This is a genomic window from Streptomyces sp. NPDC003023 (assembly GCF_042888225.1).
Lineage (GTDB): Bacteria > Actinomycetota > Actinomycetes > Streptomycetales > Streptomycetaceae > Streptomyces.
Map to the genome: position 1 here is coordinate 279,522 of NZ_JBIAPL010000007.1, position 22,462 is coordinate 301,983.

Annotated in this window: 20 protein-coding genes and 5 tRNA genes; 17 read left to right on the top strand and 8 right to left on the bottom strand. The window is 72.5% G+C overall.

The window, feature by feature from the left end; genetic code table 11:
* Nucleotides 1–202 precede the first annotated feature (202 nt).
* The 3 genes from ACFYV1_RS23740 (at nt 203) to ACFYV1_RS23750 (ending at nt 2,619) form a co-directional block, all read left to right on the top strand.
* Nucleotides 203–1,357: a glycerophosphodiester phosphodiesterase gene (locus tag ACFYV1_RS23740; protein WP_389397538.1), complete on the top strand. Its 1,155-nt coding sequence runs from the start codon at nt 203–205 to the stop codon at nt 1,355–1,357.
* Nucleotides 1,358–1,543: 186 nt separating this feature from the next.
* Nucleotides 1,544–2,077: an RNA polymerase sigma factor gene (locus tag ACFYV1_RS23745; RefSeq protein ID WP_389397539.1), complete on the top strand. Its 534-nt coding sequence runs from the start codon at nt 1,544–1,546 to the stop codon at nt 2,075–2,077.
* Between the two features lie 38 nt (nt 2,078–2,115).
* Nucleotides 2,116–2,619 (top strand): GNAT family N-acetyltransferase, encoded by a 504-nt coding sequence (locus ACFYV1_RS23750; RefSeq protein ID WP_389397540.1) that lies wholly within the window; start codon nt 2,116–2,118, stop codon nt 2,617–2,619.
* 64 nt (nt 2,620–2,683) lie between these two features.
* Here ACFYV1_RS23750 and ACFYV1_RS23755 read toward each other — a convergent pair whose 3' ends face one another.
* Together ACFYV1_RS23755 and ACFYV1_RS23760 are read right to left on the bottom strand one after the other, a co-directional pair.
* A complete protein-coding gene (locus tag ACFYV1_RS23755) occupies nt 2,684–3,100 on the bottom strand; it encodes a hypothetical protein (RefSeq protein ID WP_389397541.1) in 417 nt (138 codons plus the stop codon).
* Between the two features lie 2 nt (nt 3,101–3,102).
* Nucleotides 3,103–3,462 carry a hypothetical protein gene (locus tag ACFYV1_RS23760; protein WP_389397542.1) on the bottom strand — a complete coding sequence of 120 codons (360 nt, stop codon included), beginning with the start codon at nt 3,460–3,462 and terminating at the stop codon, nt 3,103–3,105.
* A 593-nt stretch (nt 3,463–4,055) separates the two neighbouring features.
* Between ACFYV1_RS23760 and ACFYV1_RS23765 the strand changes: the two genes are divergently transcribed.
* The 8 genes from ACFYV1_RS23765 (at nt 4,056) to ACFYV1_RS23800 (ending at nt 15,470) form a co-directional block, all read left to right on the top strand.
* Nucleotides 4,056–5,141 (top strand): methionine ABC transporter ATP-binding protein, encoded by a 1,086-nt coding sequence (locus tag ACFYV1_RS23765; protein ID WP_389397543.1) that lies wholly within the window; start codon nt 4,056–4,058, stop codon nt 5,139–5,141.
* Nucleotides 5,138–5,809 (top strand): methionine ABC transporter permease, encoded by a 672-nt coding sequence (locus ACFYV1_RS23770; protein WP_389397544.1) that lies wholly within the window; start codon nt 5,138–5,140, stop codon nt 5,807–5,809. Before ACFYV1_RS23765 ends, ACFYV1_RS23770 begins: the two co-directional genes overlap by 4 nt.
* A gap of 72 nt (nt 5,810–5,881) precedes the next feature.
* A complete protein-coding gene (locus ACFYV1_RS23775; RefSeq protein WP_389397545.1) occupies nt 5,882–6,742 on the top strand; it encodes a MetQ/NlpA family ABC transporter substrate-binding protein in 861 nt (286 codons plus the stop codon).
* A 165-nt stretch (nt 6,743–6,907) separates the two neighbouring features.
* Nucleotides 6,908–7,549 carry a GNAT family N-acetyltransferase gene (locus tag ACFYV1_RS23780; protein ID WP_389397546.1) on the top strand — a complete coding sequence of 214 codons (642 nt, stop codon included), beginning with the start codon at nt 6,908–6,910 and terminating at the stop codon, nt 7,547–7,549.
* Between the two features lie 124 nt (nt 7,550–7,673).
* A complete protein-coding gene (gene cbiE, locus ACFYV1_RS23785; RefSeq protein WP_389397547.1) occupies nt 7,674–8,924 on the top strand; it encodes a precorrin-6y C5,15-methyltransferase (decarboxylating) subunit CbiE in 1,251 nt (416 codons plus the stop codon).
* A 308-nt stretch (nt 8,925–9,232) separates the two neighbouring features.
* Nucleotides 9,233–13,162 carry a nicotinate-nucleotide--dimethylbenzimidazole phosphoribosyltransferase gene (cobT, locus tag ACFYV1_RS23790; protein ID WP_389397548.1) on the top strand — a complete coding sequence of 1,310 codons (3,930 nt, stop codon included), beginning with the start codon at nt 9,233–9,235 and terminating at the stop codon, nt 13,160–13,162.
* 195 nt (nt 13,163–13,357) lie between these two features.
* Complete coding sequence (gene cobA / locus ACFYV1_RS23795) at nt 13,358–14,590, top strand: uroporphyrinogen-III C-methyltransferase (protein WP_389397549.1); 1,233 nt, start codon at nt 13,358–13,360, stop codon at nt 14,588–14,590.
* A 64-nt stretch (nt 14,591–14,654) separates the two neighbouring features.
* Nucleotides 14,655–15,470, top strand: coding sequence for a TrmH family RNA methyltransferase (locus ACFYV1_RS23800; RefSeq protein WP_389397550.1), 816 nt, complete (start codon nt 14,655–14,657; stop codon nt 15,468–15,470).
* 25 nt (nt 15,471–15,495) lie between these two features.
* Here ACFYV1_RS23800 and ACFYV1_RS23805 read toward each other — a convergent pair whose 3' ends face one another.
* Entirely contained in the window at nt 15,496–16,653 is a 1,158-nt protein-coding gene (locus tag ACFYV1_RS23805; RefSeq protein WP_389397551.1) for a serine/threonine-protein kinase, read from the bottom strand.
* 564 nt (nt 16,654–17,217) lie between these two features.
* Between ACFYV1_RS23805 and ACFYV1_RS23810 the strand changes: the two genes are divergently transcribed.
* The 3 genes from ACFYV1_RS23810 (at nt 17,218) to ACFYV1_RS23820 (ending at nt 18,983) form a co-directional block, all read left to right on the top strand.
* The gene (locus tag ACFYV1_RS23810) at nt 17,218–17,424 is read left to right on the top strand and encodes a hypothetical protein (protein WP_389397552.1); all 207 of its coding nucleotides are present in this window, start codon (nt 17,218–17,220) and stop codon (nt 17,422–17,424) included.
* A gap of 225 nt (nt 17,425–17,649) precedes the next feature.
* Nucleotides 17,650–18,627: a phosphotransferase family protein gene (locus ACFYV1_RS23815; protein ID WP_389397553.1), complete on the top strand. Its 978-nt coding sequence runs from the start codon at nt 17,650–17,652 to the stop codon at nt 18,625–18,627.
* Nucleotides 18,628–18,695: 68 nt separating this feature from the next.
* On the top strand, nt 18,696–18,983 hold the full coding sequence (locus ACFYV1_RS23820) for a zf-TFIIB domain-containing protein (RefSeq protein WP_389397554.1): 288 nt from the start codon (nt 18,696–18,698) through the stop codon (nt 18,981–18,983).
* A 56-nt stretch (nt 18,984–19,039) separates the two neighbouring features.
* Here ACFYV1_RS23820 and ACFYV1_RS23825 read toward each other — a convergent pair.
* From ACFYV1_RS23825 to ACFYV1_RS23845, 5 genes are all read right to left on the bottom strand, one after another.
* Nucleotides 19,040–19,114, bottom strand: a tRNA-Val gene (locus ACFYV1_RS23825).
* A gap of 44 nt (nt 19,115–19,158) precedes the next feature.
* Nucleotides 19,159–19,230 (bottom strand) — tRNA-Val (locus ACFYV1_RS23830).
* A gap of 20 nt (nt 19,231–19,250) precedes the next feature.
* Nucleotides 19,251–19,322, bottom strand: a tRNA-Val gene (locus ACFYV1_RS23835).
* Nucleotide 19,323: 1 nt separating this feature from the next.
* A tRNA-Cys gene (locus tag ACFYV1_RS23840) sits at nt 19,324–19,397 on the bottom strand.
* Between the two features lie 39 nt (nt 19,398–19,436).
* A tRNA-Gly gene (locus ACFYV1_RS23845) sits at nt 19,437–19,509 on the bottom strand.
* A gap of 166 nt (nt 19,510–19,675) precedes the next feature.
* Between ACFYV1_RS23845 and ACFYV1_RS23850 the strand changes: the two genes are divergently transcribed.
* The 3 genes from ACFYV1_RS23850 to ACFYV1_RS23860 all read left to right on the top strand — a co-directional run bounded on the left by ACFYV1_RS23850 (nt 19,676) and on the right by ACFYV1_RS23860 (nt 22,461).
* Nucleotides 19,676–20,725, top strand: a complete 1,050-nt coding sequence (locus ACFYV1_RS23850) for a chorismate-binding protein (RefSeq protein WP_389397555.1) — start codon at nt 19,676–19,678, stop codon at nt 20,723–20,725.
* Nucleotides 20,722–21,552: an aminotransferase class IV gene (locus ACFYV1_RS23855; RefSeq protein ID WP_389397556.1), complete on the top strand. Its 831-nt coding sequence runs from the start codon at nt 20,722–20,724 to the stop codon at nt 21,550–21,552. The genes ACFYV1_RS23850 and ACFYV1_RS23855 overlap by 4 nt, the downstream gene beginning before the upstream one ends.
* 63 nt (nt 21,553–21,615) lie before the next feature.
* The gene (locus ACFYV1_RS23860) at nt 21,616–22,461 is read left to right on the top strand and encodes a GNAT family N-acetyltransferase (protein WP_389397557.1); all 846 of its coding nucleotides are present in this window, start codon (nt 21,616–21,618) and stop codon (nt 22,459–22,461) included.
* Nucleotide 22,462: the final 1 nt, after the last annotated feature.

The following is a 22,462-nucleotide window of genomic DNA, read 5'->3' on the forward strand; positions in this document are numbered from 1 at the left end:
GTGCAGGTGAGGACGATACTCGCGGCTCGGCCCCGATCGCACATCGGGTTCACGCGGGAGATACGCGGTGTTGACGCGCGTTTGCGCGGTGTTCGTGCAGGGTCTGCCGTAAGTAAGACGCAACTGCCTACCATCGGGCGTCGCTTGGCAGGTGCGGGACATCACACGACATCACTCGGACAGGCACATGGAGGAACGTTTCATGACACAGGGTGCGAGCAGCACTCCGGCGCGCCGCAGCGTGCTGGGAGCAGCGGTCCTGACCACGGCCGCCCTCGGAGTCGGCGCCGGTGCGGGGACCGCGCTGGCCGGCGAGCGCGGGGAAGGCGGCCGTCCGGCGTACCGGGACCTGCCCGTGCCCACCGTGGTCGCCCACCGCGGCGCCAGCGGCTACCGGCCGGAGCACACGATCGGCGCGTACCAGTTCGCCCTCGACATGGGCGCGCACGTCATCGAGCAGGACCTGGTGCCCACGAAGGACGGCCATCTCGTATGCCGTCACGAGAACGACATCACCGGCACGACGGATGTCGCGGCCCGGCCCGAGTTCGCCTCCCGCAGGACCACCAAGTCGGTCGACGGTGTCAGCCTCACCGGCTGGTTCACCGAGGACTTCACGCTCGCCGAGCTCAAGACCCTGCGCGCCAAGGAGCGGATCCCCGGCACCCGCCAGGAGAACACCCTCTACGACGGCCGCTGGACCGTCCCCACCTTCGAGGAGGTCCTGCGGTGGGCCGAGCGGGAGGGCCGCCGCCGCGGCCACCCGGTGTGGCTGCACGTCGAGACGAAGCACCCCACGTACTTCCGGGGCATCGGGCTCGGCCTCGAGGAGCGGCTGGCGAAGCTGCTGCGCAGGTACGGACGCCACCGCGCGGACTCCCCGACGTTCCTGCAGTCCTTCGAGCCGACGAGTATGGAGCGCATGGCCGCCCTGGTCGGCACGCCGCGTGTGGTCCTGCTCTGGACACCGGACGACCGCCCCTGGGACTTCCGCGAGTCGGGGGACCCGCGTACGGTCGCCGACCTGGTCCGGCCCGAGGGGCTCAAGTGGATCGCCGGCTTCGCCCAGGGCATCGGGCCGCTGCTCGACCTCGTCATCCCCAAGGACGCGGACGGCTGCCTCACCGAGCCCACGACGCTGGTCGGCGACGCCCACGCCCGGGGACTGATCGTGCACCCCTACACGATGCGCAACGAGAACACCTTCCTCCCCGCCGACTTCCGGCGCGGCACCGACCCGAACGCCTACGGCGACGTCTTCGGTGCCTACCGGGCGTACTTCGCCACCGGCATCGACGGCATCTTCACCGACAATCCGGACACCGGTCTGCTGGCGGCAGCCGACTTCGACGCCTGACGCCTGACGCCGGACCCCTGGCGCCTGACGCCTGACGGCCGTCGAGCGGCGTCGGCCTCCGAGTCCTCCTCGAGGCTGACGCCGCGTCACGGTGCCGGTGCCGCGGGGCGGTGGCCGAGCCCCCCGTACGGGTGACGGCGGCCCGGTGGAGCAACCACGGGCCGGTCCGGGGCCGTCCCGCCCGGCATGACCGCAACTCAGCAGACCTCCGGCCAGGTCGTCGGCGCGCTCATGGCGCTGGTGAGCGCAGAGGCGACGGCGGAAGCGCCTGGTGCCGCCATGGAACCGGGCGACCTCGAACAGGCCGTATGGCTACGGCTCCTGGAACGGCTCGGCGACGACGGACCGCCGGCCGACGCCGCGCGCTGGGTCAGGACTGCCGTGCGGGCGGAGGCCCGTCGTGCCCGCCGGACGGCCGCCCGTGAACTTCCCTACGCCCACGAGCCCTCCGCCGACCCCATGGGTGGCCCGGAGCGGGCGGTGCTCAGGAACGAGCGCCGGCGCGTCCTGCGGGCCGCCGTCGCCCGGACCCCCGGCAACTGCCCGCGCCTGCTGACTGAGATGTTGTCGCCGCGCGACCCCACCTACCGGGAAATCGCAGGGACGTTGGGTATCTCACAAGGCAGTCTGGGGCCGATGCGTTCCCGTTGCCTGGGATGTCTGCGCAGAATGCTGCCGGCAGAGGTTGCAGCTCCTGAACATCGGGGAAAGGAGCGGTAGACAACCGGCGGTGACAGGTGAGCGGGAGGCGTGCGCACATGGGCATGAGCGTGACCATCTCGGCGGCGGCGGAGGCCGACGCGGAGCACATCCTCAAGCTGCAGTATCTGTGCTATCAGACCGAGGCCGAGCTCTACGGCGACTACCGGATCGAGCCCCTCACCCAGACACTCGCGGACCTCCGGGAAGAAATCGCCCAGGGCCCCGCCCTCGTGGCGAGGCTCGGTGACGAGGTGGTCGCCTCCGTGCGCGCCCGGGTGGACGCCACCGGGACCGCCCGTATCGCCAAGCTGATCGTGCACCCGCGGATGCAGCGCCACGGTCTCGGCGGCAGGCTGCTCGACGCGATCGAGGAGCGTTTCGCCGGGGACTCTGCCGCCAAGCGGTTCCAGCTCTTCACCGGCCACCGCAGCGAGAGCAACCTTCGGCTCTACCGCAGCCGTGGCTATGCACCGGTCTCCCGCGAGCAGGTGGACCCGAGGCTGACACTGGTCACGCTGGAGAAGGAGGCGTCCGCCGGCGCGTATGCGGCCAGCGCCTGAAGGAGCGCGACGAGACGCCTGACCCGCCGGGTCTCGGGAGTGGTCTCGGGAGTGGCTGGTGTGCTCAGGAGGACCGGGAGCGCCGCAACCAGAGCATCCCGGTCACCGGCAGCAGTACGGGGATGAAGACGTAGCCCATCCCGTACTCGGACCACACCGTCGAGTCGGGGAAAGCGGACGGGTTCAGTACCGTCCACGTCCCGACGGTCAGGACGCCCGCCAGCTCGGCGGCGCAGCACACCAGCGCCGCCTTGCGGGCGGTCTCGCCGCCCCGTACCAGCGTGTAGGTGATGAACGCGTAGACGACCGCGGCGACCGCCGACAGGGTATGGGCGAGGGGGGCGCTGTCGTAGTCCGTGAGGATCTCGTAGACCGACCGGGACACGGCGCCGACGGACATCACGCCGTAGAGCCAGACCAGCAGCAGGCCGGGACCCGCGACCAGCTTCGTCCCCCGCGTCTTCTCGGCGGTCCCGGTCATCGTCAGCCTCCCCAGATGTCGTGCAGCCGTACCTCGAGCACGGCCAGCACCACCGCGCCGGCCGCCACGGTCGCCGAACCCCAGCGGGTCCGCTCCGCCAGCGACAGGAAACCGGCCGCCGGCACCGCGAGGGCCGAGCCGATCAGATACGACAGGAAGATCGCGGTGCCCTGGTCCGGCTCCTCGCCGCGCGCCAGCTGCACGATGCCGACGATCAGCTGGGCCAGCGCAAGCACACTCACCACGGCCATGCCGATGAAGTGCCAGTCCTTGGTGGGCTGGTCCCGGTAGGCGGCGAGGCCGCACCATGCGGCGAGGGCGAGCGCGGTGACACCGACCGCGACCGTCAGGGCGTCAAGCATGGGTTCGAGGGTATTACGGGCCGAGGGGTGTACTGCGGTCGGCCCCGGCGCAGGGCACACCGTGGCAGCGGCCACGACCGGCGGCCGGGCGCACCGTGGTGTCGACCACAGTCGGCGGCTGTCGCCGCGCTCGAGGCGGAAGCGGCAATTCCGGTCTCTCTTCGGTGTCCACGCAGGTCAAGGCGCGGGCGCGTCGATCGTCCCCCCGGTGTTGTCTGTCCACATGGCATGAACCGCCTGTCCGCTATACGGACAGGCTCGGCCCGATCAAGGGTCTGTCTGTTTTACTTGCAGCCATGACCACGACGAGCAGCCGCACCCTTGCGACCGAGGCGATCACGACGCCCGGTGCTCGTTGCATGTGTCGAATGTGCGCCATCTGAGGGCCCCTGCCTGAGCCTCGCGCCCCGAAGCGAGACCGACAGCCGCGCCGCGTCCGATCGTCCCCGGAGAATCAGGAACGCATCGGACCGAGCCTGCCCCGCGCACGCGTTGCCCCGGCCGACAGCCGAACCAGCCGTGCCGCACCGGAACCGAATGCCCCGTGCCCGGCGGACACCTCGCCGCGCACTCGACAGTGACGGAAACCCCCTGTGATCACCACTACGGGCCTGACCAAGGTCTACCAGTCGCGAGGCGGCCGAGAGGTCACCGCCCTGGACGGCGTCGATCTGCACGTCCGGGAGGGCGAGGTCTTCGGAGTCATCGGCCAGAGCGGTGCCGGCAAGTCCTCGCTGATCCGCTGCGTCAACCTGCTCGAGCGCCCCACCTCCGGCACCGTGACCGTCGCCGGACAGGACCTCACCGCCCTCACCGGCCGCGGCCGGCGCGCGTCCGCGGAGCTGCGCGAGGCGCGCAGCCGCATCGGCATGGTCTTCCAGCACTTCAACCTGCTGTCCTCGCGCACGGTCAAGGACAACGTCGAACTGCCCCTGGAGATCCTGGGCGTCCCGGGTGCCCAGCGCTCCCGCAAGGCACTCGAGCTCCTCGACCTGGTGGGCCTCGCCGACAAGGCCAGGTCCTACCCGGCACAGCTCTCCGGCGGCCAGAAGCAGCGCGTCGGCATCGCCCGGGCCCTCGCGGGCGACCCGAAGGTGCTGCTGTCCGACGAGGCGACGAGCGCCCTCGACCCCGAGACCACCCGCTCGATCCTCCAACTGCTGCGCGACCTCAACCGGCAGCTCGGCCTCACCGTGCTGCTGATCACGCACGAGATGGACGTCGTCAAGACCATCTGCGACTCGGCGGCCCTGATGAAGAAGGGGAAGATCGTGGAATCCGGCACGGTGAGCGAACTGCTCGCGACTCCCGGCTCCGAGCTCGCCCACGAGCTCTTCCCGGTCGGCGGTGACGCGTCCGGACCCGACCGGACCGTCATCGACGTCACCTTCCACGGCGAGGCCGCCACCCAGCCGGTCATCTCCCAGCTGTCGCGCACCTACAACATCGACATCTCGATCCTCGGCGCGGCCATGGACACCGTCGGCGGCCGGCAGATCGGCCGGATGCGGATCGAGCTCCCCGGCCGGTACGAGGAGAACGTCGTCCCCGTCGGCTTCCTGCGGGAACAGGGCCTCCAGGTGGACGTCGTCGACAGCGACGGCGACAGCCACGGCACCGCGGGCGTGTCCGTCCCGGCGCAGAACGGCCCCGCGCTCGTCAAGGAGGTCGCGAAGTGACCTGGTCGGAGATGCAGCCCCTGCTCAGTCAGGGCACCCTCGACACCCTCTACATGGTGCTGTGGTCCACGCTCGTCACCGTCGCAGGCGGCCTGCCGCTCGGCGTGCTCCTCGTCCTCACGGACAAGGGCGGGCTGCTGCAGAACACCCCGGTGAACAAGGCCGTCGGCGTGGTCGTGAACATCGGCCGCTCGCTGCCCTTCATCATCCTGCTGATCGCGCTGATCCCGTTCACCACGCTCGTCGTGGGCACCTTCATCGGTCCCACCGCGATGATCGTGCCGCTCGCCGTCGGAGCCATCCCGTTCTTCGCCCGCCTGGTCGAGACCGCGATCCGCGAGGTCGACCACGGTCTCGTGGAAGCGGTCCAGTCCATGGGCGGCTCGATTCCCACCATCGTCCGCAAGGTGCTGCTGCCGCAGGCCCTGCCGTCGCTGGTCTCCGCCGTCACCACCACGGTGATCGTCCTCGTCGGCTACTCCGCGATGGCCGGGGCCGTCGGCGGCGAAGGCCTCGGGTCCAAGGCCGTCACCTACGGGTTCCAGCGCTTCGAGACGCAGTTCATGCTCGTCACGGTCGTGATCCTGATCGCCATCGTGACGATCGTGCAGCTCGTCGGCGACGGCGTCGTACGGCTCCTCGACCGACGCGGACGCGCCGCGAACTGACCCCGACTTCTCTCCCCGCACAGCCCGCACTCCTTGTCCGGGCGACGTCACCACCAGAAAGAGGCACTTTTCGTGCGTAAGAACATCAAGCTCACCGCGGCTGCCGCCGCCACCGCCGCGCTCGCCCTCGGCCTCTCCGCCTGCGGCACGGCCTCCGACCCCGGCGCCACGGCCGACTCCGGTGCCAAGGCCGGCGAGTCCAAGGCACTCGTCGTCGCGGCGTCCCCGACGCCGCACGCCGACATCCTGAACTACGTCAAGGACAACCTGGCGGCCGAGGCCGGCCTCGCGCTGGAGGTCAAGGAGTTCACGGACTACGTCCTGCCGAACACCGCCACCCAGCAGGGCCAGGTCGACGCCAACTTCTTCCAGCACAAGCCGTACCTGGACGACTTCAACAAGAAGAACAAGACGACCATCGTCCCGGTCGTCAACGTCCACCTCGAGCCCCTCGGCATCTACTCCAAGAGCGCCAAGGACATCAAGGACATCAAGGCCGGTCAGACCGTCGCCGTCCCCAACGACACCACCAACGAGGGGCGCGCGCTCCACCTGCTCGCGGAGAACGGCCTCATCACCCTCAAGGACGGCGCCGGCACCGACGCGAAGCTCTCCGACATCGCCGACGCCAAGGGCCTGAAGTTCAAGGAACTGGAGGCGGCCACGCTGCCCCGCGCCCTGAACGACGTCGACGCCGCCGTCATCAACGGCAACTACGCCATCGAGGCCGACCTCGAGCCCGCCAAGGAGTCGCTGGCGCTGGAGAAGGCCGAGGGCAACCCGTACGCCAACTTCCTCGCCGTCAAGGAGGGCAACGAGGACGACGCCCGCGTGCAGAAGCTCGTGAAGCTCCTCAACTCGCCCGAGGTGAAGAAGTTCATCGAGGACAAGTACGCCGGCTCGGTCGTACCCGCCTTCGGCGCCGTCAAGTAGGGCCCGAGCGGCCCCACTTGACGTAGGCCCCGCGCACCGACCAAGGTGCGCGGGGCCCCCGTCGTACCCCACCCGGCCATGCACGGCCGGCACCCGATGTTGCATGCTGTGCCTTTACAACCCGGACGACCCAACGGCTTTGACCATTTATCGACAGTCTTCGGTATGGAGCTGCGCATGACTACCACCTTCCCGGACGTGTCCATCAGCACGGAGCGGTTGGTGTTGCGCCCCTACGAGGACGCCGACATCGCGGCCCACACCGAGATGATGAACGACGAGATGGTCACCGCCTGGACCTCCGCACCCCACCCCTACACGACGGCGGACTCCGAGGACTGGGTGCGCAGGATCGCTCCTGCGACACGCACACGGGGCCACGGCATCGCCCTCGCCGTCACCGAGTTCCTCACCCAGCGGCTGGTCGGCGTCGTCCGTCTCCGGAACACCGACTGGCGCACGCTGTCCACCGAGGTCTCCTACGTCACGGCCCCCTGGGCGCGCGGCGAGGGGTACGCCACCGAATCCGTCCTCGCCGTGGCCCAGTGGCTCTTCCGCACCCAGGGGTTCGAACGCATCGAGCTGCGCACCGCCGCCGACAACACCGCCTCCCAGCAGGTGGCGCAGAAGATGGGCTGCATCAGCGAAGGCGTCCTGCGCAACGCGTGGATAGCCCGCACCCAGACGGAGGACGGTACGTGGGCGGACACCCGCACCGACCTCATCGTCTGGAGCCTGCTGCCGGAGGATCTCGAGGCCGACCGCATGGCCGAGGCGGGCTACGCCTCCTTCACCGACTGGAACTGACCGGCTCCCCCGGGGGCGGGCACCGTCCCGCGACGGCCGACGGACAGGTCCGCCAGGTACCCTCACCTGCGAGGCCCCCTTCAGAACTGCCCCGACCTGCGACAACTCCAGGAGACTGACGACGATGGCCGACCGGGTCACGGTGATCGGCTGGGACGGTTCGCCGCTCACCCGAGCGGCCAGGTCCGCCCTCTCCGCCGCCACTCTGGTGGCGGGCGCCGCCCACCACCTGGCACTGCCCGAGGTCCCGCCGAACGCCGAGCGCATCCGGCTCGGCAGTGTCGGCCTCGCCGCCAGGCGGATCGCCGGACACCGCGGCAGCGCCGTCGTCCTCGCCGACGGCGACCCCGGCCTCTTCGGAGTCGTACGCATCCTGCGCGCCCCCGAGTACGGGCTCGAGGTCGAGGTCGTCCCCGCCGTCTCCTCCGTCGCCACCGCCTTCGCCAGGGCGGGCATGCCCTACGACGACGCCCAGATCGTCGTCGCCCACCGCCGTACGCTGCGCCGCGCGGTCAACGTCTGCCGGGCGCACACCAAGGTCGCGGTCCTCACCTCTCCGGGTGCCGGCCCGGCCGAACTCGCGCTGCTCCTCGAGGGCGTCCACCGCACCTTCGTCATCTGCGAGGAGCTCGGCACCGACCGCGAACAGGTCACCGTCCTCACCTCGGACAAGGTCGCCGACCACATGTGGCGCGACCCCAACGTCGTCATCGTCATCGGCGGCACCGGCAACGCGGCGTCGCCCACCGGAACCGGTGGCTGGATCGCCGGCCGGGAGCCGGGGTACCCGCCCGCCGAACGCGGCTGGGCACTGCCCCCGGCCGAGGCGCCGACCCGCGGCGAGGGTGAGCTCACCGGGCTGCGCGCCGCCCAACTGGCCCGCCTCGGGCCGCGCACCGGCGACCTCGTCTGGGACATCGGCTGCGGCAGCGGCGCGTTCGCCGTCGAGGCGGGACGCTTCGGCGCGGCCGTGATCGCCGTCGACAGCGACCTCGAGGCCTGCCGCCGCAGCGAGGCCGCCGCGCGCCGGCTCGGCGTCCAGATCCAGGCGGTGCACGGGCGCGCCCCGCATGTACTCGAACGGCTGCCCGAGCCCGATGTCGTACGGATCGGCGGCGGGGGAGTGCCGGTCGTCATCGCGGTCGCCGACCGCAGGCCGCAGCGCATCGTCACCCACGCGTCCAACCGGGACGAGGCGGAGGCCATCGGCGGGGCGCTCGCCGGCGGCGGATACACCGTCGAATGCGTCCTGCTCCAGGCCGTCGAACTGGACACTTCCGACTGGTCGGAGCGGGAACGATCCGTGGTCTTCCTGCTCTGCGGAAGGCAGCCCGACCCGCGCCCCCGGCCCCCTGTGCCGGACGGTCCGGGGTAGGCTGGCCGATCGTTGTACCGCAGCCGGGTGTTCGTCGCTTCGTTCGTCAATGTCCGGAAAAGGGAGCCACTTTGGTTCCCGTATGTGGTACGTCGGTACCGGGGGGTCGCGCGACGTGGCGCAGCCCACAGCGAACCGCGGCGGATCTTGCTGCCGCGGTGGCGAACGACCGCGACAATGCTTTGGTCCGTGGGTCAATCGTGCCGCGCGGCGCACACGCTCGTTCTTGTTCACGGGCGTCAGGTGTGCCGCTGTCGGACGCCCCGGGCGATGGGCGAAGGAGCAACCGATGGGCGAGGGGTACGCGCATGACTGACACCGGCCAGATCCCGGGCGAGGGGCTGCCGGAGAACGCAGGCATGGTGGAGCAGCCGGGCGTCCCCGCTCCCGGCGCGTACACCTTCCTCGAGAACTCCGAGAACAGCCCGGAAGAGGACGACCTCCTGCTGATGCCCGGCGCGCAGGGCGCGTGGAGCGAGGCGCAGCACGCGGCCGCGTCCCACGCGGCGCACACGCAGCCCGCGCCGCCCGCCGTCGACCAGTACGCGGCCGCACCCGGTTCCGTTCAGACGGCGGCCCAGCAGGAGATCCAGCCGCAGCATCGAAGTGGTGAGTACCAGGTGGAGTACGGCGCGGGCCACCAGGCGCACGACTACGGGTCGGCCCCGGCCGTGCACGGACTCGGGCAGCCGGCGGCGGAGGGCGTCCCGATGGACGTCGCCTTCCAGGAGCAGCACGTTCCGGGGGCGGCTTCCGCGCCCGTGCCGGAGTTCGTCGAGGTGGCTTCGGCCCCGGGCGGTGCCCTCCGGACGCAGGAGCAGCAGTTCCACGACGCGGGAGCGGCCGGGGGCCAGACGGCTTTCGGTGCCCCGGAGTTCCAGCAGGACCAGAACCAGGACCAGGACCAGGGCGGGCAGCCGCCGGCGCAGGTGCAGGGGACCATGTCGGTCGTTCCGGGTGTGGCAGCAGCCGCCCCGGCCAGTGCCGTTGCTGCCGGGGCGGACCCCGCAGCCGTGGCACAGGGGGCTGTTCAGGAGCCCGGTGCCCACGAGGCCGGCGTTCACGAGGCGGGTGCCCACGAGGCGGGTGCCCACGAGGCGGGTGCCCACGAGGCGGGCGGCCGTGACTCCGGGGCCGTGGACCTCGGTGCCGTACGGACGCCGGCCGCCGCCACCTCCGCCATGGCGACTCCGCCGCCCGCGCGCCGCCCGCTGCACATGGGCCCGCCCGTGCCGGAGGCGTCGAACGGTGTGGTCCGCTCGCTCGCCGACCGCGGACCGGCCGGGACGCCGCCGCATCCGATGGTCGTCCGCGGAACTCCGCCGCAGCCGGCCACGACCACCGGTGTGGAGTACCTCGACGTGGCCCGTGACGAGCCCGCCGCACAGCTGCCGGGACCGCAGTTGGGCGAGATCCCGCCGCAGGCCGGGGCCCCTTGGGACCCTCACCCGCCACAGGAACAGACCGTCGCCCCCGCAGAAACGGTCGTCCCTGCCGGCCGGCCGGACACCGAAGCCACCGTGCCCGCGCCGCGGGCCGGCGGTTCGGAGCAGCAGCCGGCCGTCCCCGACGGGACCGGGCCTGAGGGCGCCGAGCACGAGGCGGCGCCCGTGCCGGCCGCCGCTGACGTGCCGGAGGCGACAGCAACGGCGGCGGACGCCGCGCCGGCCGAGGACGTGACCGTTCCTCAGGACGCCACCCCGCCCCAGCAGCCCGGGAACCCGGCGCCCACGCCGGCTGCCCCCGAGGCACACGACGCCGTGGCAGCCGCCGAGCCCGTGAACCCTGACCCCGACCCGGCCGCCGTCCCGACGGCCGAGGCAGCGGAGGCGATCCCCCCGACCCACCCGGACGGCCTCGCGTCCACCGACGCGTCCACCGGCACGCCTGCCGACGCCGCCTCTGACGCGCCGACCGACGTGCCCCCCGCCGACCCGGTCGGCCCGGAGTCGCCCGAGGCCGGGCCCGCGGCGGCCCCCGACACCGACGGCCCGGCGGATGAGGCAGCACCGGAGCCCCAGCCGACGGCCGTCCCGGCGGCTGTGGCCGCGGAAACCGCCGCGGCCACCGAGGCTGCCGAGCCCTCGGCGGAGTCCACCACCGAGTCCGCCGACGTGCAGTCGCAGGAGGCCGCCCCGGCGGCAGAGCCGGCGACCCCCGTTCCCACCGACCAGGCCGCCGCCGCCGATCAGGTCGACGCCGCCGCGTCCCGGACGCAGCCCGTCGCCGCCGAGGCGGCCGAGGGCCCGGCTCCCGAGCCGGCCGCCGGGGGCGACTTCGCCCCCGCCGGGCCGGACGCACACGCCGAGGCGGCACCGACCCCGGAGCCGGCCGGGCCCGCGGACGCACCCGGGCCCGCGGCCGCCGCCCCGGAGCCGGCCGCCGACCCGCAGACGGCCACCGGCAGCCCGGCGGACGCCGCGACCCCCGACACCCCCGCCGACGCCCCCACTCCCGCCGACGCCGACGCCGACGCCGACGCCGAGCCGACCGGGCCCGCGGCCACCCCGCCCGCGCCCGGCTACGACGACGCCGAACGCGAGGCCGTCCTGCGTGTCATGCGCGAACGACGCGACATCCGCAACGGCTTCCGCGGCGACCCCATCCCGCACGAGGTCCTGCTCCGTGTCCTCGAAGCCGCGCACACCGCACCCAGCGTCGGCCACTCCCAGCCCTGGGACTTCGTCGTCATCCGCTCCGCGGAGACCCGCCGCACGATGCACGAGCTGGCCCAGCGGCAGCGCGAGGCGTACGCGAAGTCGCTCCCCAAGGGCAGGGCGAAGCAGTTCAAGGAACTCAAGATCGAGGCCATCCTCGACACCCCGGTGAACATCGTCGTCACCGCCGATCCCACCCGCGGCGGCCGGCACACCCTCGGCCGGCACACCCAGCCGCAGATGGCCCCCTACTCCTCGGCCCTGGCCGTTGAGAACCTGTGGCTCGCCGCCCGCGCCGAAGGGCTCGGCGTCGGCTGGGTCTCCTTCTTCGACGAGCGCGAGATGGTCCGTACCCTCGGCCTGCCCGAGCACCTCGAGGTCGTCGCCTACCTCTGTGTCGGATACGTCGACGAGTTCCCTGACGAACCCGAACTGATGCAGGCCGGCTGGTCCAAGCGCCGCCCGTTGTCCTGGGTCGTCCACGAGGAGACGTACGGCCGCCGCGCCCTGCCCGGCGAGCAGCCGCACGACCTGCTGCAGGAGACGATCACCAACATCCGTCCGCTGGACGCCAAGGCGCTCGGCGAGGCGTGGGAGCGCCAGAAGCGGATGACCAAGCCCTCCGGCGCGCTCGGCATGCTGGAGATCATCTCCGCGCAGTTGTCCGGCCTGTCCCGGATGTGCCCGCCGCCGATCCCGGAGCCCGCGGCGGTCGCGATCTTCGCGGGCGACCACGGTGTGCACGCCCAGGGCGTCACGGCGTGGCCGCAGGAGGTCACCGGCCAGATGGTGGCCAACTTCCTCGGCGGGGGAGCGGTCTGTAACGCCTTCGCCAACCAGGTGGGCGCCGAGGTCTGCGTCATCGACGTCGGCGTCGCGTCCGACCTGCCCGCCACGCCGGGTCTGCTGCCGCGCAAGGTCCGTCCCGGCACCGCCGACTTCACCACGGGGCCCGCGCTCTCCCGCGAGGACGTCCTCTCCGCGATCGAGGTCGGCATCGAGACGGCCCGCGACCTGGTGGCCGCGGGGAACAAGGCACTGCTCACCGGTGAGATGGGCATCGCCAACACCACCGCGTCCGCCGCGCTGATCTCCGTCTACACGGGTGCCGATCCGTCGGAGATCACCGGTCGGGGCACGGGCATCAACGACGAGATGCACGCCCGCAAGGTGGACGTCGTCCGGCGTGCCCTGGAGCTCCACCAGCCTGACCCGGCCGACCCGATCGGCGTGCTGTCCGCCGTCGGCGGCCTGGAGCACTGCGCGCTGGTCGGCCTGATCCTCGGCGGCGCGTCCCTGCGCACGCCGGTCATCCTGGACGGTGTGAGCACCGGTGCGGCGGCCCTGGTCGCCCGCGCCATCGCCCCCGAGTCGCTGGCGGCCTGCATCGCGGGCCACCGCAGCGCCGAGCCCGGCCATGTCGCTGCGCTCAACAAGCTCGGCCTGCGCCCCCTGGTCGACCTCGACCTCCGCCTCGGCGAGGGCACCGGCGCCCTGCTGGCGCTCCCGGTGGTCCAGAGCGCGGCCCGTGCCATGCACGAGGTGGCGACCTTCGACTCGGCCGGCGTCACCGAGAAGTAGCGTCCGCGCCACGCACCCGGTCTGCTCTGCACCGGGTGCGTGGCCCCCGGAGGCAACCGTTCCGCAACGGCTTCCGCCGGCCCGGGGCCGGGACCGTATCGTGGTCGCCAGGACCCCTCACCCGTCCCCACCAGCCGCTTCACCGTCGCAGCGGCCCGCCACCAAGCACTGCCCTGCCCGAGGAGCCGCACCGCCATGGCCGAGCACGCCCCGTCCGCCGAGCACCCCGCCTACCCCGTCGGCCTGCGCCTGTCCGGGCGCCGCGTCGTCGTCATCGGCGGCGGGCAGGTCGCCCAGCGCCGCCTTCCGGCCCTCGTCGCGGCCGGTGCCGACGTCACGCTGATCTCCCCGTCCGCCACGCCCTCCGTCGAGGCCATGGCCGAGTCCGGCGAGATCAGCTGGACCCGCCGCCGCTACGAGGACGGCGACATCGCCGACGCCTGGTACGCCCTCGTCGCCACCAGCGACCCGGACGCGAACAGCCGCGCCTCCGCCGAGGCCGAACGCACCAAGACCTGGTGCGTACGCAGCGACGACGCCGACGCCGCCACCGCCTGGACCCCGGCCACCGGCCGCAGCGACGGCGTGACCGTCGCCGTCCTCACCGGCCGCGACCCGCGCCGCTCCGCCGCCGTGCGCGACGCGATCGTCGAGGGACTGCGCGACGGCACCCTGGCCGCGCCCCACCACCGCGCCCGCGCCCCGTTCGTCGCCCTGGTCGGCGGCGGTCCGGGCGACCCGGACCTGATCACCGTGCGAGGCCGCCGGCTGCTCGCGGAGGCTGACGTCGTCATCGCCGACCGCCTCGGCCCGCGCGACCTCCTCGACGAACTCCCGCCGCACGTCGAGGTCATCGACGCGGCCAAGATCCCCTACGGGCGGTTCATGGCCCAGGAGGCCATCAACAACGCGCTCATCGAGCACGCCAGGGCCGGCAAGGCGGTCGTCCGGCTCAAGGGCGGCGACCCGTACGTGTTCGGACGCGGCATGGAGGAGGCGCAGGCTCTGGCGGAGGCGGGCATCCCATGCACCGTCGTGCCCGGCATCTCCAGCTCCATCTCGGTCCCCTCCGCGGCCGGCATCCCGGTGACGCACCGCGGTGTGGCGCACGAGTTCACCGTCGTCAGCGGCCACGTCGCCCCCGACGACCCCCGCTCTCTCGTCGACTGGCAGTCCCTCGCCCGTCTGCGCGGCACGCTGGTGATCCTCATGGGCGTCGACAAGATCGGTGCCATCGCGGAGGCACTCGTCGCGCACGGCAAGGCCCCCGACACCCCGCTCGCCCTGGTCCAGGAGGGCACGACCGCGGCGCAGCGCAGGGTGGACGCCACACTCGCGACCGTGGCGGAGACCGTGAAGGCCGAGGACGTACGGCCGCCGGCCGTCATCGTCATCGGCGACGTGGTCGCCGTCGGCCCTCGCAAGTAACCGCCGGTAACCCGACCTTGCGGGAACCGTTGGCACCGCACATCCAAGAAGGCAGTATCACCCTGTGGCCGATCTCATCACCATCGACGATCCCGACGACCCCCGCCTGCGCGACTACACGGGCCTGACCGACGTGGAGCTGCGCCGCCGCCGCGAACCGGCGGAGGGACTGTTCATCGCCGAGGGCGAGAAGGTCATCCGCCGCGCCCGGCAGACCGGCTACGAGATGCGCTCCATGCTGCTCTCCGCCAAGTGGGTCGACGTCATGCGCGACGTCATCGACGAGGTCCCCGCCCCCGTCTACGCGGTCGACCCCGCCCTCGCCGAACGCGTCACCGGCTACCACGTGCACCGCGGCGCCCTCGCCTCGATGCAGCGCAAGCCGCTGCCCGACGCCGGGGACCTGCTCGGCACGGCACGCCGAGTCGTCGTCATGGAGTCGGTCAACGACCACACCAACATCGGCGCCATCTTCCGCAGCGCCGCGGCCCTCGGCATGGACGCCGTCCTGCTCTCCCCTGACTGCGCCGACCCGCTCTACCGCCGCTCCGTCAAGGTCTCCATGGGCGCGGTGTTCTCCGTCCCGTACGCGCGCCTCGAGTCCTGGCCGAAGGGCCTGGAGACGGTCCGCGAGGCCGGCTTCAGGCTGCTCGCCCTCACCCCCGACGAGAAGGCGACCTCGATCGACGAGGCCGCCCCGCACCGTCTGGACCGAGTGGCGCTCATGCTCGGCGCGGAGGGCGACGGGCTGTCCACCAAGGCACTCATGGCCGCCGACGAATGGGTGCGCATCCCCATGGCGCACGGAGTCGACTCGCTCAACGTGGGCGCGGCAGCCGCCGTCGCCTTCTACGCGGTCGCCACCGGCCGCCCCGAATAGCGCGCGGCTCCGCACCTTGCGGCGGCTACAGCTTCTGGGCCGCCGCGATGCCCAGCGCCACGATCAGAGTCACTACGAAGAACACCGTGATCCGCTGACGCAGCAGCCGCGGATTGGCCGGCCGCCGGCCGGTCGACGTCGTCCGCACGCCCGGCCGGGTGCCGCCCTGCCGTCCGTTCGTACGACGCGGCTGCGTCGGCCGGGTCCCGCCACCGGTACGCGCCGGGGCCTGCGGCCGTGACGACCCACCCGTGACCCGCTCCATGCGCTCGGTACGGTCCACGGTCTCCGGGTAGCGCGCGGTCGGCCGGTTCGGCTCGACCCGCTCGCGCTGCGCCGGCGGCCGGGCGTCGTGCAGGCCCTGCGCCTCCCTGGCCGCGATCTCCTTGAGCCGCATGGACAGCTGCAGCGTGCTGGGCCGCTCCTCAGGGTCCTTCGCCAGACACGCCGACACCAGCGGCGCCAGCGCGTCGTGCACGCCGTACAGTTGCGGCTCCTCGTGCACGACCCGGTACAGCATCACCTCGGAACTGCCGTGCCCGAACGGCGAGTCGCCCATCGCCGCGTACGCCAGCGTCGCTCCCAGCGCGAACACGTCGGTCGCGGGCGTCACCACCGCACCCCGCACCTGCTCCGGCGCGAGGAAACCTGGCGACCCCACGGCCGTACCGACGTGCGTCAGAGTGCTCGCGCCCGTCGCCCACGCGATGCCGAAGTCGATGATCCGAGGCCCCTTGGGGGACAGCAGGATGTTCGACGGCTTCAGATCCCGGTGCACCACACCGGCCTCGTGGACCGCCACCAGCCCCTCGGACAGCGCGGCACCCACCGCGGCCACGTCGGCGGCTCGCAGCGGACCCTCCTCGACAACCTTGTCGTGCAGCGACGGACCCGGTACGTACTGGGTCGCGAACCACGGACGGTCCGCCTCCAGGTCCGCGGCCACCAGCCGGGCCGTACAGCCGCCGCGGATACGCCGCGCCGCCGACACCTCACGGGCGAACCGGGACCGGAACTCCTGATCCTCCGCCAGGTCGGGGCGGATCACCTTCAGAGCGACCCGCTGCCCCCGCCGGTCCGAGCCCAGATACACGACGCCCATGCCGCCCGCACCGAGCCGCCGGTGAAGCCTGAACGAGCCGACGACACGCGGGTCCTCGCGCCGGAGCCGCATCATCGCCATGTCCGTCCCCTACCTACGGTGGGGAGGCCCCACCCCAATGCCCGGTCGTCCGCTTGTGACGTGGCACAGCTTACGTACCCCCGCGCCGGTGCGCTCATAGGCCGCGCCCTCCCGATCGGGTCGATTGTCGGTCCCCGACGGCGCACTTGAGGAGCGGCCGACGAAGAACCGATCCGGCGTGGGACGTCAACCAACAGTCGCAGAAGGGGGATTGGATCAAAGGACCACGGCGGCGCGGCGGCGATCGCGGCCGCCGGCGCGGCGGCACGGGACGACGCGGGACGGGCCACGACGGCAGGTCCCGACGGCAGGGCCGGCCGAAGTGAGCGAAGTCACTGCGCCACGCCGTCCCCTCCGGGAAGACCCCGGGACCCGCCGCGGCGTCTCCACCCAGGGGAGTACTCCCAAGGGTGACGGCTCATCCTCCGGGAGGCCCGGTAATCGGTACGAGGGCATGACGCCCGGCCCCCGCCGCTTCCCTAATGTTGATGTCAAGCGGCGGGTGCAGCACTCGTCCCCCGAGGTCAGACACCCGCCGCTGCCAACCGGAACAGGAGAAGGACCATGACGGACACGGCAACGCGGACGATGATCCGCACGCAGGGACGCAGGGCATCCGCCGCGTTCGGCGGCCGCCGGTCCGGCCCGCGCCACCCGCTGGTGGCGACCGCCATGGTCCTTCCCCTCGCGGCACTGCTCGTAGTCGTCTTCGGCGGCTGGGACGCGGTGGTCACACAGGCGTCGTCCGTAGGCGTGATGCTGGGGCGCTGAAAGGCGCTCCGGGCCCGGAAGAGCGGTCCGGGTCGGGGACATCCGGCCAACAACCCCGTGGGGACGGGGGTGCGGCGGACGGCAGCGTTTGGCCGGTCAGCTGGGGAGCTGACCGGCCATCGCGCTTTTCCGGGGCCGATCCGCGCCGCCCCCGGCGCCCCGGAGCGCGTACCCGCCCGCATCCGCCCCCGAACGGCGCCCGGCACCCCCGGATACGCTCCGGACGTGACCGCCTCAGTCGTACGCGTACTCGCCGACGTCGCCCGCGACGCCGCCCACCTCACCGGCCCCCTGGGTGCCTGCCGGGCCTGTGGCGCCCCCGAGGGCCAGACGCTCGCCGACCGTCCCGACGGCACCGTCGTACGCCACGGCGCCGCCGTAGCCAAGGCACACGCCCCCGGCACCGACCCGGACGCCCACCGCGCCCGCATCGCCGTGGCCGCGCACCCCGCGCTGGCGGGCGTCCTCCTCCCGCCGCTCCCGCTTCCCCGCCCGCTGACCGCGCCCGTGGCCGACCGCGCCGTCACCGCATGGCCCTACGGAGCCCCCGTCGACCCGGCGGACCCGGACGCCGCGCCCTGGGAGGAGGCGGCCGTGCTCCTGGCCCGCCTGCACCGCGTACCGCTCGCCCGGCTCCCCGGCCCGCTCCCGCCGATGCGCGGACCCGCGAAGGCCGCCGCTGCCGTGGCCCGCATGGAAGCGGCCGCGCCGGACCACCCGGCCGCCCGCGACGTCCGGCGCGCCTGGAAGCGCCTGCCGGCCTGGGCGCGCGGCGAGGAGCCGCCCCCGCGCCGGACCGCGCTCTGCCACGGCGACCTGCACCTCGGCCAGCTGGTGCGCCACCCCGCCCCCGACGGGGCCTGGTTGCTGATCGACGTCGACGACCTCGGCCCGGGCGACCCGGCCTGGGACCTCGCACGCCCCGCTGCCTGGTTCGCGGTGGGCCTGCTGGCACCGCAGGTCTGGCAGCGGTTCCTCGGCGCCTACCGGACGGCCGGCGGTCCCGCGGTCTCCGCCCACGGTGACCCCTGGCTCGAACTGGACGTGCCCGCCAGGGCGCTGACCGTGCAGACGGCCGCGCTCGCTCTCGCGAAGTCGGCGGCGCAGGGGCGCCAACCGGACGAGGTGGAACGGACGGTGCTGGACGGTTGTACCCGAATCGGGACACTGCCACCCGAGTTGGAGTTCGAGACCCCGTCGTAGGGTGAAGTCATCGCCGCCGGGCATGCATCCCGGCGACGTCGACCGAACGGCGAGGAGCTGACCAGACGATGCAGTGTCCGAAGTGCCACGCAGCGATGCACACGTACAACCGCAATGGCGTCCAGATCGAGCAGTGCAGCGGCTGCCGGGGCATATTTCTCGACTACGGGGAGCTGGAGTCCCTGACCCGCCTCGAGTCGCAGTGGACCCAGCAGGCTCCGCCCGCGCCGCCGGCCCCGCAGGCCTATCCCGCCGCTCCGGCCCCCGCTGCCCCGGCATGGGGCGCGCCGCACCACGGCGGCCACCACGGTCATCACCGCCAGCGCGGCTTCGGCCGGATGCTCTTCTCCTCCTGATCCGACGGGGGAGCGCACGACGAAGCCCCCGGTCCCATGAGACCGGGGGCTTCAGGTGGTGCGCGATACTGGGATTGAACCAGTGACCTCTTCCGTGTCAGGGAAGCGCTCTCCCGCTGAGCTAATCGCGCAGGGCGACAGGACGATCGAACGACCTGCGGCACTGCGTACTGCGTGCGCGATACTGGGATTGAACCAGTGACCTCTTCCGTGTCAGGGAAGCGCTCTCCCGCTGAGCTAATCGCGCTCGGATCCTCGCGGACCCAGTGGACGATACTGGGATTGAACCAGTGACCTCTTCCGTGTCAGGGAAGCGCTCTCCCGCTGAGCTAATCGTCCTTGGAGGTGGAGACGGGATTTGAACCCGTGTAGACGGCTTTGCAGGCCGTTGCCTCGCCTCTCGGCCACTCCACCCGGAGTGCAGGGGGTTCGGGAAGATCCCCCACGTTCTCGAGCGGACGACGAGATTCGAACTCGCGACCCTCACCTTGGCAAGGTGATGCTCTACCAACTGAGCCACGTCCGCCTGTCGGTCGGTTCCGCTTGCGCGTCCCGGCGACGTGTTGAACTCTAGCGGATTCCCGGGCCAGTACAAAAACGCGTTTGTGCAGCTTGCCGCCGTGTGTTCACGCGGCGGCAGCTCACCGGCCGCCCATCCGCACCACAACCGCGCCGGTCATACACTCGCAGACGTGCACGACCTCGCTCCTCTGGCCCGCTTCGGCTCCCTCGTCGCCACCGACCTCAGGGACGTCACCAGCGACCCCGCAGCCCTTGACTCCACCGGCTTCTGGGCCGTGGTGGCCGACTTCGAAGGCCGTCTGACCTGCGCACGCTTCGGTGATGTCCGCAGAGAACCGGTTCCAGAGCCCGTTTCCGGGCGCTGGCGGGGGCCGGCCGCGGACGAGTGGACGTCGTCCCTGGACCGCGCCGCCTACACCGCGGGCGTACGGCGGATCCGCGAGCACATCGCGGCCGGCGACGTCTATCAGGCGAATCTGTGCCGTGTGCTGTCCGCGCCGCTGCCCGACCCGGATGCGGCCGACGTCGACGAGCTCACCGCCCTGCTCGCCCGCGGCAACCCCGCGCCCTATGCAGGAACGATCCGGCTGCCCGCGTACGGAGTGGAGATCGCGACCGCCTCGCCCGAGCTCTACCTGCGCCGCGAGGGCGGCACCGTGGAGTCCGGCCCGATCAAGGGGACCGGCCGCACCGCCGGCGACCTCCTCGAGAAGGACCACGCGGAGAACGTCATGATCGTGGACCTGGTCCGCAACGACCTGGGACAGGTCTGCGCCACCGGCACGGTCACGGTTCCCGCGCTCTGCGCGGTCGAGCCCCACCCCGGCCTGGTGCACCTCGTCTCCACCGTCCGCGGCGACCTCGCCGCGGGAGCCGGCTGGAGCGAACTGCTGACGGCCACCTTCCCGCCCGGCTCGGTCACCGGCGCCCCCAAGTCCAGCGCGCTGAAGATCATCGAGGCCCTCGAGACCTCGCCGCGCGGGCCCTACTGCGGCGGCATCGGCTGGGTCGACGCCGACCGCCGCACGGCGGAGCTCGCCGTCGGCATACGCACGTTCTGGATCGACCGCCCGGAGAACGTCCTGCGGTTCGGCACCGGCGCCGGAATCACCTGGGGATCCGACCCGGAACGCGAATGGGCGGAGACGGAACTGAAGGCATCCCGACTGCTGGCGGTAGCGTCGGGCGCGTACGCGGCGATCGGAAGGACAGCTCGATGAAGGTCTGGGTCAACGGAGCACTCTCGGAACCGGGCGACGCCCGGGTGTCCGTGTTCGACCACGGCATGACCGTGGGCGACGGCATCTTCGAGACGGTCAAGGCGGTGCACGGCCGCCCCTTCGCCCTCACCCGGCACCTGGAACGCATGGCCCGCTCGGCCGACGGCCTCGGCCTTCCCGAGCCCGACCTCGACGAGGTCCGCCACGCCTGCGCCGCCGTGCTGACCGCGAACCCGATGCCGCTCGGCCGGCTGCGCATCACGTACACAGGCGGCCTCTCGCCCCTCGGATCCGACCGGGGCACCGACGGCCCGACCCTGGTCGTCGCCGTCGGCGAGACCACCCGCCGCCCCGACACCACCGCCGTCATCACGGTTCCCTGGACCCGCAACGAACGCGGCGCGCTGACCGGCCTGAAGACCACGTCGTACGCCGAGAACGTCGTCGCGCTCGCCAGGGCGCACCGGCACGACGCCTCGGAGGCCCTGTTCGCGAACACCGTCGGACAGCTCTGCGAGGGCACCGGTTCGAACGTCTTCGTCGTCGTCGACGGCGAACTGCACACCCCGCCCCTCGCCTCCGGCTGCCTCGCGGGCGTCACCCGCGCCCTGACCGTCGAGTGGACCGGCGCGAAGGAGACGGACCTGCCCATGGACGTCCTCGACAGCGCCGAGGAGATCTTCCTGACCTCCACCCTGCGCGACGTCCAGGCCGTCGTACGGCTCGACGGCCGCGCCGTCGGCGACACCCCGGGGCCCGTCACCACGAAGGCGATGCGCGTCTTCGAGGAGCGCGCGGCGGCGGACGCGGACCCGAAGTCCGTCTGAATCGCCCGTGATCGGGAGGAAAACCGGGTGTCGGACGGTCCCTCGCCAGGTAGAAACTCCTCGATGACCACAACTCTGCGGCCCACCGGGCCGATACGGCGCGACGAGTCGGGAGCCGCCTCCCGCACCTACGACGTCTGCGTGAACGGAAGACCCGTCGGGGCCGTCGAGCTCGCCACCGACTCCGGCGCCGGCCGCCCCGTCGGCTATGTGCGGTCGCTGCGCATCGACGAGGCGGACCGCCGGCGCGGTCGCGGCACCGTCGCGGCTCTGGCGGCTGAGGAAGTGCTGCGCGGCTGGAACTGCACCGAGATCCGCGCAGCGCTCCCAGCCGACGCCGACGCCGGGCCCGCGCTCCGGCTCACCGTCGCGCTCGGATACACCGAGCGCGGCCGCAACATGCTCAAGGAGATGGGTGGGCCGCCGCCGTCACTGCCCGCCGGTGTCGAGGGCCGCCCGATGGACGAGGCGGAGTTCGCCGCCTGGCAGGCGCGCGCGGTGGTGCAGTTCGCGCAGGACTGGATCGCCCGCGGAGTCCCGGAGGACGAGGCCCTCGAACGCTCGGAAGCCGTCCACACCGCCCTCCTCCCGGACGGCCGGGCAACCGCCGGCACCCGCATCCACCGCCTGCTCGCCGGGGGCACGGCCGTCGGCCACGTCTGGGTCTCCGATCGCGAGGTGCGACCCGGTGAGGAGGGCGCGTACGTGCTCGACGTCGAGGTGGCCGAGGCGTACCGCGGCCGGGGTCACGGGCGCGCCCTGATGCTCCACGCCGAACACCTCGCGGCCGCGGCGGGCCGGCGGCTGATCGCCCTACACGTCTTCGAGGGCAACGACCGGGCACGCACGCTCTACGAGTCGCTCGGCTACCGCACCACCCACCGCAACTTCGTCAAGCGGCTCGTATAGC

Excerpts from the sequence above, each read along its gene's own strand:
- ACFYV1_RS23740 (WP_389397538.1), top strand. The coding sequence starts at position 203 with ATGACACAGGGTGCGAGCAGCACTCCGGCGCGCCGCAGCGTGCTGGGA.
- ACFYV1_RS23745 (WP_389397539.1), top strand. The coding sequence starts at position 1,544 with ATGACCGCAACTCAGCAGACCTCCGGCCAGGTCGTCGGCGCGCTCATG.
- ACFYV1_RS23750 (WP_389397540.1), top strand. The coding sequence starts at position 2,116 with ATGGGCATGAGCGTGACCATCTCGGCGGCGGCGGAGGCCGACGCGGAG.
- ACFYV1_RS23755 (WP_389397541.1), bottom strand. The coding sequence starts at position 3,100 with ATGACCGGGACCGCCGAGAAGACGCGGGGGACGAAGCTGGTCGCGGGT.
- ACFYV1_RS23760 (WP_389397542.1), bottom strand. The coding sequence starts at position 3,462 with ATGCTTGACGCCCTGACGGTCGCGGTCGGTGTCACCGCGCTCGCCCTC.
- ACFYV1_RS23780 (WP_389397546.1), top strand. The coding sequence starts at position 6,908 with ATGGAGCTGCGCATGACTACCACCTTCCCGGACGTGTCCATCAGCACG.
- cbiE (WP_389397547.1), top strand. The coding sequence starts at position 7,674 with ATGGCCGACCGGGTCACGGTGATCGGCTGGGACGGTTCGCCGCTCACC.
- cobT (WP_389397548.1), top strand. The coding sequence starts at position 9,233 with ATGACTGACACCGGCCAGATCCCGGGCGAGGGGCTGCCGGAGAACGCA.
- cobA (WP_389397549.1), top strand. The coding sequence starts at position 13,358 with ATGGCCGAGCACGCCCCGTCCGCCGAGCACCCCGCCTACCCCGTCGGC.
- ACFYV1_RS23805 (WP_389397551.1), bottom strand. The coding sequence starts at position 16,653 with ATGGCGATGATGCGGCTCCGGCGCGAGGACCCGCGTGTCGTCGGCTCG.
- ACFYV1_RS23810 (WP_389397552.1), top strand. The coding sequence starts at position 17,218 with ATGACGGACACGGCAACGCGGACGATGATCCGCACGCAGGGACGCAGG.
- ACFYV1_RS23820 (WP_389397554.1), top strand. The coding sequence starts at position 18,696 with ATGCAGTGTCCGAAGTGCCACGCAGCGATGCACACGTACAACCGCAAT.
- ACFYV1_RS23855 (WP_389397556.1), top strand. The coding sequence starts at position 20,722 with ATGAAGGTCTGGGTCAACGGAGCACTCTCGGAACCGGGCGACGCCCGG.
- ACFYV1_RS23860 (WP_389397557.1), top strand. The coding sequence starts at position 21,616 with ATGACCACAACTCTGCGGCCCACCGGGCCGATACGGCGCGACGAGTCG.